Origin of the sequence: Fibrella aquatilis (genome assembly GCF_017353255.1) — a bacterium.
In the GTDB taxonomy this organism is placed as follows: Bacteria; Bacteroidota; Bacteroidia; order Cytophagales; family Spirosomataceae; genus Fibrella; species Fibrella aquatilis.
Map to the genome: position 1 here is coordinate 64,931 of NZ_JAFMYU010000007.1, position 16,330 is coordinate 81,260.

The 16,330-nt window shown below is 57.8% G+C and carries 12 protein-coding genes; 6 read left to right on the forward strand and 6 right to left on the reverse strand.

Annotated features, from left to right (window positions below):
- Nucleotides 1–10: 10 nt before the first annotated feature.
- Entirely contained in the window at nt 11–988 is a 978-nt protein-coding gene (locus tag J2I48_RS10810; protein ID WP_207335459.1) for an MBL fold metallo-hydrolase, read from the reverse strand.
- A gap of 98 nt (nt 989–1,086) precedes the next feature.
- On the opposite strand from J2I48_RS10810, the gene J2I48_RS10815 reads away from it, so the two are divergent.
- Genes J2I48_RS10815 through J2I48_RS10825 form a run of 3 tightly spaced genes read left to right on the forward strand, consistent with a single transcriptional unit; the run spans nt 1,087 to nt 4,185 of the window.
- Nucleotides 1,087–2,145 carry a hypothetical protein gene (locus J2I48_RS10815; RefSeq protein ID WP_229376098.1) on the forward strand — a complete coding sequence of 353 codons (1,059 nt, stop codon included), beginning with the start codon at nt 1,087–1,089 and terminating at the stop codon, nt 2,143–2,145.
- A gap of 5 nt (nt 2,146–2,150) precedes the next feature.
- Entirely contained in the window at nt 2,151–3,194 is a 1,044-nt protein-coding gene (locus tag J2I48_RS10820) for a hypothetical protein (protein ID WP_207335460.1), read from the forward strand.
- Between the two features lie 28 nt (nt 3,195–3,222).
- Nucleotides 3,223–4,185, forward strand: a complete 963-nt coding sequence (locus J2I48_RS10825; RefSeq protein ID WP_207335461.1) for a hypothetical protein — start codon at nt 3,223–3,225, stop codon at nt 4,183–4,185.
- A 133-nt stretch (nt 4,186–4,318) separates the two neighbouring features.
- Here the strand turns inward: J2I48_RS10825 and J2I48_RS10830 are convergent, their stop codons facing one another.
- Nucleotides 4,319–6,823 carry an FdhF/YdeP family oxidoreductase gene (locus tag J2I48_RS10830; RefSeq protein WP_207335462.1) on the reverse strand — a complete coding sequence of 835 codons (2,505 nt, stop codon included), beginning with the start codon at nt 6,821–6,823 and terminating at the stop codon, nt 4,319–4,321.
- A gap of 207 nt (nt 6,824–7,030) precedes the next feature.
- A complete protein-coding gene (fdhD, locus tag J2I48_RS10835) occupies nt 7,031–7,876 on the reverse strand; it encodes a formate dehydrogenase accessory sulfurtransferase FdhD (protein WP_207335613.1) in 846 nt (281 codons plus the stop codon).
- Nucleotides 7,877–7,973: 97 nt separating this feature from the next.
- On the opposite strand from fdhD, the gene J2I48_RS10840 reads away from it, so the two are divergent.
- From J2I48_RS10840 to J2I48_RS10850, 3 genes are read left to right on the forward strand one after another with little or no spacing between them, the layout of a single operon-like run.
- Nucleotides 7,974–8,663, forward strand: a complete 690-nt coding sequence (locus J2I48_RS10840) for a hypothetical protein (RefSeq protein ID WP_207335463.1) — start codon at nt 7,974–7,976, stop codon at nt 8,661–8,663.
- Nucleotides 8,664–8,669: 6 nt separating this feature from the next.
- Nucleotides 8,670–9,488, forward strand: coding sequence for an RNA polymerase sigma factor (locus J2I48_RS10845; RefSeq protein ID WP_207335464.1), 819 nt, complete (start codon nt 8,670–8,672; stop codon nt 9,486–9,488).
- A gap of 2 nt (nt 9,489–9,490) precedes the next feature.
- Entirely contained in the window at nt 9,491–9,973 is a 483-nt protein-coding gene (locus J2I48_RS10850) for a DUF4442 domain-containing protein (RefSeq protein WP_207335465.1), read from the forward strand.
- Nucleotides 9,974–9,981: 8 nt separating this feature from the next.
- On the opposite strand, the gene J2I48_RS10855 is transcribed toward J2I48_RS10850, so the two are convergent.
- The 3 genes from J2I48_RS10855 to J2I48_RS10865 are packed head-to-tail and all read right to left on the reverse strand — an operon-like array spanning nt 9,982 to nt 16,295.
- Entirely contained in the window at nt 9,982–10,752 is a 771-nt protein-coding gene (locus tag J2I48_RS10855; protein WP_207335466.1) for a LytR/AlgR family response regulator transcription factor, read from the reverse strand.
- Nucleotides 10,749–11,816: a sensor histidine kinase gene (locus J2I48_RS10860; protein ID WP_207335467.1), complete on the reverse strand. Its 1,068-nt coding sequence runs from the start codon at nt 11,814–11,816 to the stop codon at nt 10,749–10,751. The genes J2I48_RS10855 and J2I48_RS10860 overlap by 4 nt, the downstream gene beginning before the upstream one ends.
- Before the next feature lie 12 nt (nt 11,817–11,828).
- Nucleotides 11,829–16,295 (reverse strand): efflux RND transporter permease subunit, encoded by a 4,467-nt coding sequence (locus tag J2I48_RS10865; RefSeq protein ID WP_207335468.1) that lies wholly within the window; start codon nt 16,293–16,295, stop codon nt 11,829–11,831.
- Nucleotides 16,296–16,330 lie beyond the last annotated feature (35 nt).

Here is a 16,330-nt window from a genome sequence, read left to right on the forward strand (position 1 = left end):
TTTCACCATCTCACTCTTTCACCACTAGCCACCAGGCCAGGCCCACTACTGCGCCGATGCCCAGGAGGCGGGCCACAATGAAGGAGGTAGGCGTTGGCATGGTGACAATGCCGTTTTCGTTAGTAACGGCGGCTTCCTGCACGTATCGCCCGTTGGACGAAGGGATGGCGCGTTCGGGAAATTCGCTCACCAGCCTGCCTAGTTCAAGCTGAAGATCAAGCCCATGCATCGACACGCCATGGCCGGTACCTACCCGCGTGGGGTTCAGTAGGGCCAGTTTCCGGACCGAATCGGCGGCGGCGATCCAGTCGCAGGTGAAATAGGCGGGTGGTCCGTGAACGCCCTGGGTCTGGTTGATGACCTCGCTCAGTGCGTTCTGGTTGGTGGTCACAAACGCGTCGCCGGCCAGCAGCGTACGGTCGCTGTCGCGGAAAAGCGACACATGGCCCGGCGCGTGGCCGGGCGTATGAATGGTCCGCCAACCGGGTAATTCAGGAATGGTGCCAGACGGGTCTATGGCGTGGAAGACGTCGCTGAAATCGGTTGGGCCAATGGGAAATACCCACGACATGAGCGACATGCCACCACCGCCAATGGCTGGGTCGGGTGGGGGATAGGCCGATAGCCCGGTGAGGTAGGGGCGTTCCAGCGGGTGAGCATACACGGGTACGGGTCCCCAGCGGTCGAGCAGTTTACGCAACGAGCCAACATGGTCGGCATGTCCGTGGGTGAGTACGATGGCTTTAGGCGGGTTGTTCGGGCCGAAAAGTAGGTCAGCACGTTGCTGAATGGCATCGGCATAACCAAAGAAACCCGCGTCGACCAGCACCCACGGGTGGCCGGGGCCGGGTTTGCCGATAAAGAAGACGTTGACAAACAGTGTTTTAATGCCAAACACATCGTGGGTTACATCGTAGGGTGTGGCCGTGATGACGTCGCCTGCGGGAAGAGCGTCGAGTACGGCGTGGTCAGTTGGTTGATTCTTCATGTGGGTTGAGCCTTGTAGGCTTAGTAAACTAGCCGTAGCGGCCGATGTTCTTTTGCGTGGTTGAAAATGCGTACTTCGGGTTTGTATCTTCACCCCGTATGAAATCACTCTTCGTTTCTGTTGCCCCGTGGCTGTGTGGTCTGTTGTGTACGCTGAGTGCTTCGGCGCAGGAGGTGGCTGGTGGCTTGTTTGCAAGCGACGTCCCACTGTCGTTTACGCTGACGGCCCGGATGCAGGCCATCGTGAAAGACCGCAATTACCCCGCTCACGACAGCTTGGCCGTCAAACACCCCGCCCGGCTCACCTACGTGGCCGACTCCGCTCGCGGTGTGGAGTGGGCTATTCCGCTGTCGCTGGTGGTGCGGGGTAATTTTCGCCGGAAGGCCAAAAACTGCAAGTTCCCCCCGCTCTATCTTGATTTTCCGAAGAAGCGCGTGGCCGGTACGCCCTTTGCCAAACAGAACAAACTGAAGCTGGTAACGCACTGCCAGGACGATGAATACATTGTGCGCGAATACCTGGTCTATAAACTGTATAACCTGGTTTCCGACGTCAGTTTCCGCGCCCGGATGGCCCGCGTCACCTACGTCGATTCAGTAAAAAAGCGCCCTGCCGAAACACATTGGGCCTTTTTAATAGAAGATGAGGCCGACGTGGCCCGGCGTAATGGCCTGCGGGAATACAAAGTTCCAACGCAGATGATTCAGGTAGACTCGCTCAGCATGGCTACCATGGCGGTGTTTGAATACATGATCGGCAATATTGACTGGGAGGTGATGTACCGCCACAATGTGCGCCTGATGAACCTGCCGGGCAGTAACAATCCGCCCACACCAGCACCGTATGATTTCGACCATGCCGTTATTGTCGATGCCTCGTATGCCACCAAAGCCGATGATGCCGGGCAGCGACAGTACCGGGGACCGTTGTATCCAGGTTGGCTGCTGAAGCGTGTGTTTGGCCGGTTTAATGAGCTAAAACCCCGTTTCTACGCCCGTTACACCAATGACCCGCGCCTGTCTGAGGCCTATGTGAAGCAGACGATAGCCTACTTCGACAAGTTTTACGCCCTGATTAATGACCCCGCTGCCGTAAAGGCCAATTTCTTCAACGGCGACAAAGACGGCCACTTATTTGCCAGTTTCAGTTCTAAATGACTTTTATGAACCGTTTCTACGCCTTGTTTCTTACGTTGACGTTGGGCCAGCAGGCCCTTGCGCAACTGCCTACGGTGCCTTTGTTTGCCGACAACGCGCCGCTATCGTTTACGCTGACCACGCAGTTGCAGATTCTGAACAAAGACCGGGTGAAGATTCCCTTCGGCGAAAAGGCCGAGAAGCACCCGGCGCTGCTCACTATGGCTGGTTCGGCCCCGCTGCGGCTGCCGGTTTCGCTCACCGTACGGGGTAACTTCCGCCGCGACGCGGGCAACTGCATCTTCCCGCCGCTCTCGCTCGACCTGCCCAAAAAGAAGCTGGCGGGCACTGTCTTTGCCGAACAGAACAAGCTGAAGCTGGTGACGCACTGCCAGGAAGACAACTACATTGTGCGCGAGTACCTGGTCTACAAGCTCTTCAACGAACTCACCGACCTGAGCTTCCGCGCCCGGCTGGCTAAAATCACCTACCGTGACTCGACCAACAAGCAGCAGGGCGGCACCCACTGGGCATTTTTGGTGGAAGACAACGACGATGTGGCCAAACGGAACGGCCTGAAACTGACCGATCAGCGCATTAAGGCTGTGTATACCGATTCGCTGACGATGGCCACGGTGGGCGTTTTCCAGTACATGATTGGCAACACCGACTGGTCGGTCAATTACCAGCATAATGTAAACGTGATGATCGACACGGTCAGGAATCAGTTTGTGGCCGTGCCCTATGATTTCGACTACGCCGGTATTGTAGAAACGAGCTATTCCGTGCCCGACAAGCAGCTCATGATCGACTCGGTGCGCGACCGGATCTACCGGGGACCGAGCTATTCGGAGGCGTTGCTCAACCGCGTGTTTGCCCGGTTCAACGAAAAGAAGCGGGCCATTTACGCACTCTACGAGAACAATCCGCTGCTGGAGAAAACCTACATCCGCGACACGATCCTTTACCTCGACCAATTCTACGCCCTCATCAACAACCCCAAAAAACGCCTGTCCGTCTTCGGCCCCGGCTCGAAAGAAAACAGACCGATCAAAGGCTTGAACGATTGAATGTTAGTCTTAAGTTAAAAACGCTTTTATGAATCGAGAAAATTTAATAACAGTAGCAAAAATATTAGCATTACCCACGCTGTACGCTGTGGTACTCAGGTTGTTTTTTGGCGTTACTGCCTGGGGGAATTTGTTTTACGTTATGTCGATGTCATTTTTATTTTGTGTGCCTACGATTATGGGTATACTTACCGTATATTATTCAGACATTGATGATATAAGAAAATTTAGTTATCGTTTTTTCGTTCCCTGGATTCCGGTGGTTATCCTCTTGTTAATCACCACGGCCTTTTCTATTGAAGGGTGGGCATGCTGGTTGATGATTTTACCCTTGTTTTTGATTGCTTCGTCAGTTGGTGGCCTGATTGGCGGCCGATTAAGAATGCGTAAGCATGACAATAAACTTTACATATCACTGATTGCTCTATTGCCACTAATAGCTGCGCCAATTGAGGCCATAATTGGTTCTATACCCGGCACTTATGAGGCATACACATATATTGATATTACTGCCCCCGCCGACAAAATATGGGGCAACGTGACCAGGGTTCGCGGGATTTCAGCAGCACAGGATAAGGGCTGGCTGACGCGTTTTCTTGGTTTCCCCAGGCCTGTTAAGGCAGAGCTGAATTACAACGGCGTTGGTGGCTACAGAAAAGCAATTTTTACCGATGGCCTGGTTTTTCACGAGACAGTCTCTGATTACATCGATAGACAGAAAATGGTGTTTGCCATTAAAGCCTATCCTCACGAGATACCATCAACCACTATGGACGAGCATGTAGTTATTGGTGGTCAGTATTTTGATGTGTTGAATGGGACGTATGAACTTGAACGGTTAAATACTACTACCCATAGACTACATTTGTACAGTCATTTTAAGCTGCACACAACGTTTAATTTTTACGCCAGTTGGTGGGCCAGGTGGATTATGCAGGACATTCAGAATAATATCCTTCAAGTAGAGAAGTATAGATCAGAAAATGAGTAGGCGATCAAGGAATTATTTATGACTAAATGGTCTGATTTACGATGTACGAATTACGAGGTATGATTTATTGCTGACGCCAGAGCAAACCCAGGCGTCAGCAATAAATCGTACATCGTAATTCGTACATCGTAAATCAGCCCACCGTCACCACCACATACTTAGACGTGGGCGTGTTGCTGATGGCGGCCACGCTGGCTACGGGTACTAGCGGGTTTACTTCGGGGTAGTAGGCGGCGGTGTTGCCACGGGGGATGTTGTAGGGGATGGCAATGAATTTCTCCAGGTGCCGCTGCTGCCCCTCGAAATGGCTCGTGATGTTGACTAACTGTTTTTCAGCAATGCCCCGGTCGGCCATGTCCTGGGCGTTCATGAAAATCACCCGCCGTTCGCCATAGACGCCCCGGTAGCGGTCGTTGTAGTCGTAGATCGTGGTGTTGAACTGGTCGTGGCTGCGGATGCTCATCAGCACGAGTTGGCCGGGTTCCAGTTGGTGCAACGGCATCTCCGTCACCGAGAAATTGGCTTTGCCGTTTTCGGTGGTGAAATTCCGTTCGCGGGGGCCGTTGGGTAGGTAGAACCCGCCCGGCTTGCGAATCTTCTCGTTGAAGTTGTCGAAGCCTGGAATCACCCGCCCAATGGCGTCGCGGATGGTGTCGTAATTTTCGGTAAAGCCCACCCAGTTGGCGGTGGTTTTCGCATCCGGGCGTCCTTCCGTCAGCGTGGCAATGGCCATGCCCGAAATAATGGCCACTTCGCTTAGCATCTCACCTTCCACAGGCTCCAGTACGCCCTTGTTCTGGCTCACTACCCCCATCGAATTTTCGCAGGAGGTGAACTGGTGCCCCGACGCCTGCCTGTCGATATCGACGTGAGCGAAGCAGGGCAGAATAAGCGACGTCTTGCCCGTGACGAGGTGGCCGCGGTTGAGTTTGGTGCTCACAAAGGCCGTCAGGCGCTGTTTGCGCAGGGCTTCGGCAACAAATTCGGTGTCGGGTGCGGCGGAGAGGAAGTTGCCGCCGAGGCTGATAAACACGCCTGTTTTGCCCTCATACATGGCCTTGATGGACTCTACGGTGTCGTAGCCGTGTTCGCGGGGCGGCTCGAAGTTGAACTCCTTTTTCAGGTCGTCCAGAAACTCCTTGTGTGGCCGTTCCCAGATGCCCATGGTGCGGTCGCCCTGCACGTTCGAGTGGCCGCGCACGGGGCAGGTGCCTGCGCCGGGAATACCCATCGCGCCCTTCATGAGTTGCAGGTTCACGATCTCCTGGATGCTCATGACGCCGTTTTTCTGCTGCGTCAGGCCCATGGCCCAACAGGTAATGAGCTTTTTGCGGGTGGCAATGATGTCGGCGGCTTCGTTGATCTGGTCTTTCGTCAGCCCACTAATCTGCTCAATGTCCGCCCAGCTGGTGTTGCGTATAGTGGCCACAAACTCGTCGTAGTTGGCGGTGTATTGCTTGATGAACTCGTGGTCGATAACGCCGGTGCCGGGGGCTTTTTCGTCGGCTTCCAGCAGGAGCTTCATGATGCCCCGCAACACACCCATGTCGCCGTTGATCTTCACCTGCAAATACACGTCGCTGATGGGGGTGCCGTTGCCCAGCAGGGTAGGGAGGGCCTTGAGCGGATTGGCAAAGTCCTGCGGGTTTTTGAAGCGACTCAGCCCTACCTCGTGCAGGGGGTTTACGGCAATGATTTTGGCCCCTTTTCGCTTGGCAATTTGTAGGGCCGTCAGCATGCGCGGGTGGTTGGTGCCGGGGTTTTGACCCATAATCAGGATCACTTCCGCCTCGTGGATATCGTCGAGCGTGACCGAGCCTTTGCCCAGGCCCAGCGTGGGGCTGAGGGCCGAACCGCTGCTCTCGTGGCACATATTCGAGCAGTCGGGCAGGTTGTTGGTGCCAAACTGCCGCACAAACAGCTGGTACAAAAACGCCGGTTCGTTCGGCACTTTTCCCGACGTGTAGAAAATCGCTTCGTTAGGCGATGCCAGGGCGTTTAGCTCGTCGGCCACCAGCCGAAACGCATCGGTCCAGGCAATGGGCCGGTAGTGCGTATCGCTGGGGCGCAGGACCATGGGGTGCGTGAGCCGCCCCGAATTGTTCAGGTCGCGGTCGGTCATGTGGCTTAGCTCGACGAGGCTGTGTTTGGCGAAAAAATCCGGGTCGGCGCGGCGGGTGTCGGCGTCGGAGGCGGTGGCTTTGGCCCCATTTTCGCAGAATTCGGCAAAGGAGCGCTTGCCGTCGGGGTCGGGCCAGGCGCACGACGAGCAGTCGAAACCGTCTTTCTGGTTCAGGTTGAGCAGCGCTTTGGTGCCCCGGCCCACACCGTCCCATCCCCAGGCATACTGCCCCGATTTGAGCACGGCGGTGAGGCCGGTGGCTACGGTGGGAATTGGCTCCAGCTTCAGGTCGAGCAGGTCGGCGGGCGGTTGGGCCAGAATGGGATTTTTGTCTTTAGCGGTCACGTTGTCGGGGGCGGGAAAAATGCGCTTATCACTGTCGGGTTTGCCGTGGGTATCGTAATGGTCGGGGGCCACGGGCGTACCTAGTTCGGGCCGTTCGCCACTTTTCTGGCCCGCTGCTGTTTGCGCTGCCGGGTCAATAGGTTTGCGCTCGTTATTGGGTGATTTATCCATAAGGGAGTTTAATGTTTGGGGTTTAAAGTTGGCTACGCGCCGTGGTGGCTTCGCTAATCGGGCCCCTCGACTGCGCTCGGGGTGACAGGACAATAAGCAACTATCCTAGCTTGATTCAAGGTGGTTGTCACCCCGAGCGCAGTCGAGGGGCCCGATTAGCGAAGCCACCACAGCGCGAAGCCAACCCTAAACCTTGGACCTTAGACCTTAAACCAAAACACGCTCGGCGTGGGTGTAGATGTTGAACGTTTGATTTCGGACAAAGCCCAGCAGCGTCATACCCGTTTCCTGCGCCATCTGCACGGCCAGACTCGACGGGGCACCCACGGCAGCCACCAGCGGAATACCGGCCATGAGGGCCTTTTGAACTAACTCGAAACTGATGCGTCCGCTTAAAAAAAGTACCGACTGGTGCAGGGGCAGTAAATCCTGTTGCATGGCCGCGCCAATCACTTTATCCAGTGCATTATGCCTCCCCACGTCTTCGCGCAGCAGCAACAAGTTACCGTTTTGGTCGAAAATAGCGGCGGCGTGAAGGCCTCCGGTGTATTCAAAAACGGCCTGTGTGGCGCGGAGTTTTTGCGGTAAAGTGTGAATTATGTCAGCATCAACAAATGCCTCAGCGGGTGGTAAAACCGGGCAGTCGGTGTTCCTGACGGCCTCGATAGACGCTTTTCCGCATACGCCGCAGCTGGACGTGGTATAGAAATTTCGTTCGGTGCTGCGCAGGTCAACCGTCACGTCGGGGGCTACTTCCACGCGGACAATGTTTCCCGCGGCTTCCTGTCGGCCCAGGTCGGTGCAGTGCCGTATGCTGTGGATTTGTCGGCGGCTCTGGATAATGCCTTCGGTGAAGAGAAAGCCCAGGGCCAGCTCGAAATCATGGCCGGGGGTGCGCATCGTGACCGAAATGCTCCGCTGCTGCCGGTCGGTAATCTCGCCATAGCTTAGCCTGATTTCCATCGGTTCTTCCACGGCCAGCAGATCGGGTTGGGCCTCGCCCATCGTCGAGGCCGTTACTTTTTGAATAGCTATCGGAGCAACGCGGTTCATCATGTTTCTATACAACAAGATAATAGGCAAGTTGTCGATAGTTTGTAACACCTGCCCGAATGCTGGTCTAAGTGTCGTCAACAAATCGAGCTAACACATGACGACGCCTGTTTTTCTCCACCTGGTACTGGCCGGCACGGTGCTGCTAGCCACCACGCACCAACCCCACGCACCGGCTGCCGCCACCCCACCCGATGCGGTTAAGACCACGGGGCAGGTAATCACTATTGTTCGGGTGAAAGCACCCTGGTATGCCTTCGATTTTTTGCTGCGCCGCGGCTTTCGCCAGGCGCTGCCCACCTACCAGTCGCTCGATGGACTTCGGTTCAAAGCGTTCTCCAGCATCGACCGGCCCGACGGTACATTTTTTGGGGGCATCTACTGGTGGGATAGCGAACGGCAAGCCCGGCAATGGTTTTCGCCCGCCTGGTTTGCCGACGTGGAGCGAAAACGGAACGTAAAACCAACGGTCGATTATTTCCCGGTAGTACAGACGGCTACCTTCGTAACCCCCTCCTTCAATTACCGGCAGCACGAGACTGATTGCGTGACGGTGTTTGCGCACAACCTGAGCGAAAAACAACGGCAACACGCCCTGAGCGCGCAGGATGGCCTATGGCAGACGTATCTTGTCGGAGAATCGGGTGGGCAGCAGGGCGGCTTCTTTTTGTTTGCGTCGGCAGATACGGCCAGGTCGTTTATTGCCAAACAGCACCTGACGCACTACGACTGGTATAAAACGCCGGTTTTGCTGAACAACAAAACGGTGTTGTCACCCAACCCCTAGTAGGCTATGCATCCATTCCACCAGGCTGTGCCAACCAACCCGCCCGACGAAACGCTGGTGGCCGACGCTGTGGGCGGCAACCGGCGGTCGCTGGAGGTGCTGCTGAAACGCCACCAAGACTATGTGTTCAACGTGGCCCTGCGGCTGTTTCTACACCCCGATGATGCCCTCGATGCCACGCAGGAGGTGCTGATTAAGGTGGTAACGAGTTTGAAGACGTTTGCCGGACAAAGTGGGTTTCGGACGTGGCTGTACCGGATTGTGGTCAACCATTTTCTGAATAGCCCCCTCCGCCGTTACGAACAACAGCACGACCGGGTCGCCGACCTGAGCCAACTCCCTGACGTACCGGAACGCGAAGCCAACGAAGCCGAAATTGAAGAGGTGCGGGTACTGTGTGCTACGGCCATGTTGCTCTGCCTCACCCGCGAACAACGGCTACTCTACATCATCGGCGACATTTTCGGGGCCGACCACGAGCTTGGTGCGGCGCTGTTCGATCTCACGCCGGGCAACTACCGGGTACGGCTCCACCGCGCCAACGCCGACCTCCGGCAGTTTGTGGGGGGCAAGTGCGGCCTTGTCGACCCACGCAACCCCTGCCGCTGTCCCAAAAAAGCCAGGGCGATGGTGCAACAGGGTGTTGTTGATAAAGACCGGCTGCTGTTTAACCGCCACTATACCCAGACCATTGAGCAGGTTGTGCACACCCGCCGCGAGGCCGTCAGTGATACCATTCAACTGGCGATGGGCGATCTTTTTCGGCAAAGCCCGTTTCAGGTAAGACAGGAAATTGACCAGCTTTTCGAAACCCTACTCCCTTAAGTATGACCAACCGATTTAGCCAACTCAAGCAACAGCTATTGACCCTGCCCGCCGAGGCCCGTACCTCCGCTTTGACGACTACCATGCAGCGGATCATTCCGATGTTGGGTACGTTGGGCGTGGTGGTCGAAGCCTACGAAGCCACCCACTGCCAGTTACACCTGCCCAACAGCGGGGCGGTGCAGAACGGTTTTGGCGGCATTCAGGCGGGCGGCCTCTACACCACCGCCGAAAGTGCCATGGCGCTGGTGGTGGGCGCCAATCTGCCCGATAACCGCCTGGTGGTAGCTAAAACCGTCACCATCGATTACCGCCGCCGGGCGCAGGGGGGCATCCGGGCCACGGCCACGCTCACCGATGAGCAGGCGCGGCTCATTGCCGAGACCGAACGCGGCGAGCTGGTGCTGACCAGCCCCATCACCGACGAAACCGGCACCGAAGTAGCCTACTGCCAGGCCACCCTGGTCTGGATGCCGACGCGGTGATAGGGCCGCTAACTGTTCAGCCAGGCTTTCAGCGCGGTAGCTTTTTCGCGGCTGACGAGCACCTCATGGGGCGTGGCGGGCCGGAGGTCGAGCTTTAGTTTGCCGTTGAAATGGGTGAAAATAGTGCCAATGGCCCCCACGCTGACCATAAATTGGCGGTTGGCCCGAAAGAAGCGCTGCGGGTCTAGTTGCGTCTCCAGTTCGTCCATCGTTTGGGCAACGGGATACAGTTTGCCCCCCGCCGTAATCAGATGCGTAATTTTCTGTTCGGAATAGAAATACGCCACGTCGTCGATAGGTACGGCGGTTAGCTGATCGCGGTAGCTGACCAAAAATCGGCTCCGGTAAACGGGGCGGTTTGCTTCCCCCTGCTGCATTAGGCGCGTCATAAGGGCCTGAAACGTAGTGGATTCCGGCAGGGTTGTAGGGCGCAGTTGTCGGAACTTAACCAGGCTTTGGGCCAGCTTTTCGGGGTCGATGGGCTTGAGCAGGTAGTCGATGCTGTTGACCGAAAAAGCCCGGATCGCGTACTCGTCGTAGGCCGTCGTGAAGATGATGGGACAACTAACCTCCACCTGCCGGAAGGCCTCGAAACTCAGCCCGTCGGCCAGCCGAATGTCGGAGAAGACGAGGTCCGGCTGGTTGTGCCGCAACGCGCCCACGGCCCCCGTGATGGTGTCGGGCTGGGCCAGAATCTGGATGTCGGGTTCCAGTTGGGTGAGTAGTTTGGCCAGCCGCCGCGCCGCCGGGGCTTCGTCTTCGATCAGAATAGTGGTCATGGTTCGGGAAGCAGCAGGGGTAGGCGCACCACAAACGTACCGGCCTCCTGCCGGATGTCGGGTAGCCGGTTGGTGAGGTGTTTGTAGCGGTTCTGAATATTGAGCAACCCCAGGCCCGTAGAGGGTTCGGGATGCGGTTTGGGCTGGAGCGTATTCCGCACGTCGAGCCAACCGTCGGGCGTTTCGCTGATGCTGATGGTGAGGGGCTGGCTGCGGGATACGACGTTGTGTTTCAGGGCGTTTTCGAGCAGCATTTGTAACGCCATCGGTGGAATTGTGGCCGTGTCGGCAGCGCCATTGACGCAGATCGTTACGGTCAGGTTATCGCCAAACCGCATCTGGGCGAGGTAGGTATAGGCGTTCAGAAACGTCAGTTCGTCGCGCAACGGCACCATGTCCTGGGCGCGGTTAGTCAGCACATATCGGTACACCTGCGCCAGCTTGTCGACAAACTGCACAGCCATTGGTGGGTGTTCTTCAATCAGCGTGGTAAGTGTGTTGAGGCTATTGAACAGAAAGTGCGGGTCAATCTGCGCCTTCAGAGTCTCAAACTGCGCCGTTAGTGTGTCGCGTTTAAGCCGCTCGGTTTCCAGAAACGCATCGCGCCAACGGCGGAAGAAATACTCGCCTGTATAGAGGCCGTTGAGCACAAACGCCACCAGCCCCCCCACAATGAGCGTTTGACGGATGCTCAGCTCATCGGCTTTTGTATAGACGTAATTGGGCGGCGTGGTCAGTAAGCCAATCAATTCAGCGATGCTATAGATGGTCAGGGTGCTGACTACCAGCAAGAGCACGAACTGCAACAAAAGCCGGTAGGCCGGTTGCCGTTCCCAGGGCATCAGCCTGTCCAGGGTTCGGGAGAGGAGGATGCTGCTTTCCGATAAGAGCAGGGTGCCAAACAACGTGGCCAGCACGTCGATGGCGTAGGCTTTCCAGCCAAACGTAGCGTAATAATCGTCGAACGGGTTGGGGGGCAGCAGGTACTGGCAGGCCGCGTAGACCATCAGCCCCGCCAGCGGCGACACCACCCACCTGAACCATTTTTCAAACTGCGAAGACATATACCAAAGCCATTATTGCCCCGTTACGCGTTCTAACTCGCTCACGGCCACAAGGTAATCATAGACCGCCTGCACCCGGTTTGTCTGAGCCTGTCGAAGGGCAAAGTCGGCTTCGGCCAGGTCAGTACGTTTGGCCAGGCCTTTCTGGTAACGGCTGTTAATCAGCGCATAACTCCGCTCGGCAGCCCCGACCGTACGTACCTGACTGTCGATGCGGCGGCGGGCGTCCTGCACCTGCGCCAGCGCGCTTTGCACCTCCGTAGCCACCTGCCGACGTACCTGCGCCTGCTGGGCTTCGGCCTGTTGCTGCGCAATTCGGGCCTGCTGAATCCGGGCGTCGTGGCGCCCACCGGCGTAGATGGGTACGCTTAGCGTGAGGCCCACAAACGACTGTTGCGGCCAGAAATACCGGCTAAAATTGAAGTCATTGGCCTGCGGCGACAGCGTGTATTGACCCGAAAACGCCAGGGTGGGCCGGGTGGCCTGCACCGCCGCTTCGATCTGCAGCCGACTGGCTGCCACCTGCGCCGCCAATGTACCTAGATCAGGCCGACGGGCGAGGGCTTCGGCGTAGGCAGTGGATAAATCGGGAACCGAATTAAGGTTGGGAGTCAGGCGGTCGGTGAGGTGCACGGGTGTATTGTATTCGGCACCGATCAGGTACGTGAGCAAGGTTTGGGCCGTGCGGAGGCCGGAGGCGGCTTTTTCGACATCGGGGCGGTGGTTTTCGGTTTGCACAAAGGCTTGCAGGGTGTCGGCGTCGGTAGCCATACCCAGGCGGGCGAGTTGGCGGGTTTCGGCTAAACTGACCTCCGCGCGGCGGATGGCCTGGCGGGCAATATCCCGTGCTTCCTCAGCGATGAGCACCTGGTAATAGGCTTTCCGAATCTCGGCCACCAGTGTCTGCCGGGCCTGTGCGGTTTGCGCCTCGGCCACCCGAACGCCCGCCTCGGCCTGCCGGATGCCGTTGCGAACCCCACCGTTGATGATCGGCACCGACACCTGCCCGGTCAGGTTCCAAGCGTTGCGCAATCCTGCGTCGATCACCTGAAACCTGCCTTCATCGACCCGAACGCCTACATCAGGGTCGGCCACAAACGACGGAAACAGAAACTTGGGCACCTGAAGAAACCGGTTGTAGCTAAGCCCGGCACTCACCTCAGGCAGCCGGAACCCACGCGCCTCCCGCACCCGCTGCTGCGCCCGCAACTCCTCCAATTGCGCCACTTTTACGGAAGCGTTTTGCGCGAGGCCCAACCGAATGGCATCATCGAGCGAAAGGCGGAGCGTGTCGCTCGTCGGGATTGCAAATCCCGACGAGCAAAGCCCCATCAACACCGCCCCCGCTACGACCGTCTTTCCAATAGTCGGCCCTGTTTTTCGGGCAAACCAGGCGACCAGCCGCGCCACGTCGTAATACACCGCCGGAACGAGGAGCAAGGTCAGGAAGAGCGACGACGAGAGGCCGCCAATGAGCACCCACGCCAGGCCGGTTTTCCACTCGGCCCCCGCCCCCGACGCCAGCGCAATGGGCAGCATCCCGATCACCATCGCCAGGGTGGTCATCAGAATGGGCCGCAGCCGACTCCGCCCCGACTCGATTAAGGCCTCCGTGACGCTCCCGGTGCCGTTGTCGCGGTTTTGGTTGGCACGGTCCACGAGCAGGATGGCGTTTTTCGTGACCAGCCCAATGAGCATGATGATACCCAGCATGGAGAAGATGCTTAGGGCATTACCCGTTAACCACAGCGCGGCCAACGCTCCCACAATGGCTACCGGAATGGAGAACAATACCACCAGCGGATAGGCCCACGAGTTGTAGAGCGCGACCATGATGAGGTACACAAACAGGATGGCGGCACCCAGGGCGAGGCCGAGCGCGTCGAAGCCGTCATTGGCCAGTTCGAGGTCGCCCTCGTAGCTGATCCGTACCTGTTTGTCGAGACCCGCTTTCGCCACCGCCGCCTGAATATCGGCCCCCACGTCGCCGCTGGGGCGGTTATTGAGCTGGCTGTAGAGCACAATGGCGTTGTTGCGGGCGCGCCGTTCCAGCTTTGCCGGGCTTTGCGCCGTCTCGACACGCCCGATCTGCTGCAACTGCACCGCCTGTCCCCGGTCGTTCACAAACGGCAGTCGGTCCAGCCGGTCGGATTGCGCGCGGCTGACGGAATCAAAGCGGATGTTGATGCGGTAATCACTGTCGCCGATGCGGAATTTGCTTTCGTCATCACCGTTGAACGCCACGCGCAGCCCGTAGCCCACGTTGTCGGTGGTGAGGCCAAACTGGCTCAGCTTGTCGTGGTCAAGAGCCACGCGGGTTTCGAGTTTGGGTTCCGACGTTGACAGCCGGACGTTGTCGGTGCCGGGTACGTTTTTCACTAAGGTGAGCATCCGCCGGGCTACCGACAGCAGCGTGTCGCGGTTGGTGCTGGTCATCACAACCACAATGGGCGAATCATCGACAGTGCCGAAGAGGCCAATGGTGCCCACGCGCACTTTTCGGACTCCGGTTGTTCGGGATTCGCGTAGTAGTTGTTGTTTGATGGCTCGACCCACCGCGGCTGACGTTTGGGTACGTTGCTCCTTATTAACAAGCGTGACCGAAAACTCGACCGTGTTGGGCAGGCTCTCGCCCGTGCCCCCGCCTTCGGATGTGGCACCAACGCTGGTGAACACGCGCTGTACGTCCGGGCGGGCGCGCAGTTGGGCTTCCAGGCGTTTGGCCACGGCGTCGGTGGTTTGCAGGCGCGTGCCCTGCGGGAGTTCAACCACCACCGATAGTTGCCCCCGGTCGGTAGCGGCCACAAATTCAGAGCCGACGTACCCACCCACGACGAGGTACAGTGAGCCGACAAACAGGGTCGTAGACGTTAGAAACACTGTTTTTCGGTGCGCCAATGCCCAGCGCAACGCCGTTTCATATCCGTTGGTCAGCCGCTCGAAACCGCGTTCGAACCAGAGGCCGAAGCGCCCCATCAGCGTACCTGTACTGAGGTGTTCCAGCTTCGAGAAACGGCTGGCCAGCATGGGCGTGACCGTAAACGACACCAGTAATGACAGCAGCGTAGACACCACCATCACCAGCGAAAACTCACGCAGCAGGTTGCCCACCAGCCCCGGCACCACCGAAATAGGCAGGAACACCACCACATCGACCAGCGTAATGCTCAGGGCCGTAAACCCGATTTCGGTCCGCCCGTCTTCCGCCGCCCGTTTCGGTTCTTTTCCGGCTTCGAGGTGCTTGTAGATGTTCTCCAGCACCACAATCGAATCGTCTACCAGGATCCCGATCACCAGCGACATGGCGAGCAGGGTCATCAGGTTCAGTGAGAACCCGAAGGCATACATGGCAATGAACGTGCTGACCAACGACGCCGGAATAGCCACCATCACGATCAGCGCGTTGCGCAGGCTGTGGAGAAATACCAGCGTAACGACTGCCACCAGACAGACCGCCAGCAACAAATCGTGATTCACGGCATCGGCGGCATCGAGCGTAAACTCCGACGAATCAGACGCGATGGTGGCCTTGAATTTCTCGGCGGAAAATTCAGTCTCCAGCGCCGTCAGTTCGGCCCGCACCAGCCGCGCCACCTCGACGGCGTTGGCGTCGGTTTGTTTCTGGATGTTCAGCCCCACCGAGGCTACGCCGTTGAGCCGCCCGATGGTCTGGGCATCGCGGGTGGCTTCCTGCACGTCGGCCACCTGCCGCAGCCGTACCTCCGAGCCGCTGCCCGTGCGGGTAATCACCTGGTTGCGCAGCGCATCGAGCGATACGTAGCGGCCCATCACGCGCAAACTGACTTCGTTCTGGCCGTTTTGTACCGATCCGGCGGGTACGTCGAGGTTAGCGCTTTTAATAGTTTGCGCCACTTGCAGGGCCGTGAGGTTATACAGCCGCAGGGCATCGGGCCGGAGCGACAGCCGGATTTCGCGCTCGTCGCCGCCGATTATCGCCACCTGCCCCACGCCCGGCAACTGCGCCAGCCGGGGACGTACCTGCCGGGTCAGCAACTCGCGAAACTGCCGCCCAGACAATCCCGCCGCCGTCACGCCCGCCCGAATCACGGGCAACTGCCCAATGTCATATTTGAGCACCATCGGCGTTTTTACGCCCGTGGGCAGCGTACCGACGATCTCGTTTACTTTGCGCTGCACCTCCTGCGCGGCCTGATCGGCGTTGGCCGTCATCCTGAATTCAAGCGTCACCATCGAGTAGCTGTCGCTCGAAAACGACGTGACGCGCTTGATTTTCTCGACCGTCGAGACCACGTCTTCGAGGGGTTTGGTCACGCTTTGTTCCACCTCCGCGGGCGCGGCACCAGGGTAGGTGGTGGCGATGGTGACGAACGGCGTGTTGAGGTTCGGCAGCAGTTCATAGCTCAGTTGCCGGTAGCTAAACAGCCCCAGCACGCCCAGCACCGTAAACAGCACGATGATGAGAATAGGGCGATAAATGGCGAGCCTGGTGAGGTTCATTTTTTTAAGTGGTAAGTGCTGAGTGGTAAACGGTA

Bases quoted from the DNA above. Each gene is read 5' to 3' on its own strand.
- J2I48_RS10825 (WP_207335461.1), top strand. From the start codon at position 3,223: ATGAATCGAGAAAATTTAATAACAGTAGCAAAAATATTAGCATTACCC.
- J2I48_RS10840 (WP_207335463.1), top strand. From the start codon at position 7,974: ATGACGACGCCTGTTTTTCTCCACCTGGTACTGGCCGGCACGGTGCTG.
- J2I48_RS10845 (WP_207335464.1), top strand. From the start codon at position 8,670: ATGCATCCATTCCACCAGGCTGTGCCAACCAACCCGCCCGACGAAACG.
- J2I48_RS10850 (WP_207335465.1), top strand. From the start codon at position 9,491: ATGACCAACCGATTTAGCCAACTCAAGCAACAGCTATTGACCCTGCCC.
- J2I48_RS10815 (WP_229376098.1), top strand. From the start codon at position 1,087: ATGAAATCACTCTTCGTTTCTGTTGCCCCGTGGCTGTGTGGTCTGTTG.
- fdhD (WP_207335613.1), bottom strand. From the start codon at position 7,876: ATGAACCGCGTTGCTCCGATAGCTATTCAAAAAGTAACGGCCTCGACG.
- J2I48_RS10820 (WP_207335460.1), top strand. From the start codon at position 2,151: ATGAACCGTTTCTACGCCTTGTTTCTTACGTTGACGTTGGGCCAGCAG.
- J2I48_RS10860 (WP_207335467.1), bottom strand. From the start codon at position 11,816: ATGTCTTCGCAGTTTGAAAAATGGTTCAGGTGGGTGGTGTCGCCGCTG.
- J2I48_RS10810 (WP_207335459.1), bottom strand. From the start codon at position 988: ATGAAGAATCAACCAACTGACCACGCCGTACTCGACGCTCTTCCCGCA.
- J2I48_RS10855 (WP_207335466.1), bottom strand. From the start codon at position 10,752: ATGACCACTATTCTGATCGAAGACGAAGCCCCGGCGGCGCGGCGGCTG.
- J2I48_RS10830 (WP_207335462.1), bottom strand. From the start codon at position 6,823: ATGGATAAATCACCCAATAACGAGCGCAAACCTATTGACCCGGCAGCG.
- J2I48_RS10865 (WP_207335468.1), bottom strand. From the start codon at position 16,295: ATGAACCTCACCAGGCTCGCCATTTATCGCCCTATTCTCATCATCGTG.